This window comes from Enterobacter sp. CC120223-11, from assembly GCF_900215375.1.
GTDB lineage: Bacteria > Pseudomonadota > Gammaproteobacteria > Enterobacterales > Enterobacteriaceae > Scandinavium.
Map to the genome: position 1 here is coordinate 1 of NZ_OBEF01000038.1, position 1,458 is coordinate 1,458.

Annotated in this window: 1 protein-coding gene; it reads left to right on the forward strand. The window is 46.2% G+C overall.

The genetic code is table 11. The features are described from left to right. The first annotated feature begins 164 nt into the window (after nucleotides 1-164). Nucleotides 165-1,328 (forward strand): fimbrial protein, encoded by a 1,164-nt coding sequence (locus CRO87_RS22235; RefSeq protein WP_097165054.1) that lies wholly within the window; start codon nucleotides 165-167, stop codon nucleotides 1,326-1,328. Nucleotides 1,329-1,458: the final 130 nt, after the last annotated feature.

Sequence of the window (1,458 nt, forward strand, 5' to 3'; positions counted from 1 at the left end):
CGGAATTATGCATATTGCTCCAACTACCGGTTGGAGCAATATGCATAATGACAGAAAGAAATCGTCCACTCCCTTTGCTGAAAAATTACAACTAGTTGCAGGATAACACCGAAGACACTGGTGCCTGAGCAAAAGGCGCGGATGAAGTGAGGATAAGGAAGAGAATGAACATGATTATAAATAATAACCAATGGGGATTAGCTAAGCGAATGGCCATCTTTTCACGCTTGCTAATATTGCTGACGGGCGTACTGTTCTTCAGCCAGAATGTATGGGCTGATGTGGCGTGTCAGAGGCATGACCCATTAATCACCCAGGCCGTTAACATCAGCCCAACGGTTTCCTATGCCGGTAACGATATGCCAACGGGAAGCACTATTTATCGCTTAAAGATGCAGGTCAGCACAAATCCTGGCGTGTATTGTGATGGCCCTTTTGATCTGACCAGCTACTGGGGGGTGGCTAATGAACCTCTGGGGGCTCCCACGATAATTGGAGGCAAGCCCGTTTACCCAACGAATGTTCCCGGTGTGGGCGTCGTTCTGTGGTCTTCACAGCTGGGGGGAGGTAATGGCTATTTTTCAAAATCTGCCCCTATGCCATACGGAAGTTTCAAGTATGCTTCGCAAGGTTCTCAGGTCATGCTGACAACGGTCGATGTTTCTTTAATTAAAACCGGGGATATTCCTTCAGGGGCGGTTGTTGATGCAACAAAAATTCCAGGTATTGAGCTCTATTTCCCGGCGACAACAGGATATTCCGGATTACCATTCACGATGCAGACAGCGACGTTTACAGGCAGCATCAGCTTTGTCACTCAGACCTGTACCACCCCGGATGTCACAGTGAATCTTGGTAGCTATGATGTATCAAAATTTACGGCAATAGGGACTACCACAGCCTGGAAGGACGCTTCCATTGTGATGCAAAACTGTCCAGCATTTACAAACTACTACGGGGGTGGTCTTAATTCTACGCAATATATTAAGGATTCAGGCACAGTCGCTGAAAGCCCTCGTGACGCCAATATTTTTACTGTTTCGCTGACGCCTGCAAATTCTGTTACTAATAATATTATTAGCTTAGATTCCGGAGCTGATGCGGCAACAGGTGTAGGTGTGCAAATGGGCTATTCGACCAGCGTGGATGCGGCGGCAACTCCCCCCCAAAATCTATGGACAGCGGGTACGAGTTGGGATCTTACTGCTCCAACGGATGGCCGTAACACGGTCAGTATTCCCCTGGCTGCACGTTATTACCAGACAGGTAATACCATCACTCCGGGGAAAGCTAATACAAAAATTACCGTAAATATCGATTACAAATAATTAAACCAATGAATTAATTCATACTGGCTGCTATTAAAAAATGAATAATACCGGCGGAATTATGCATATTGCTCCAACTACCGGTTGGAGCAATATGCATAATGACAGAAAGAAATCGTCCACTCCCTTT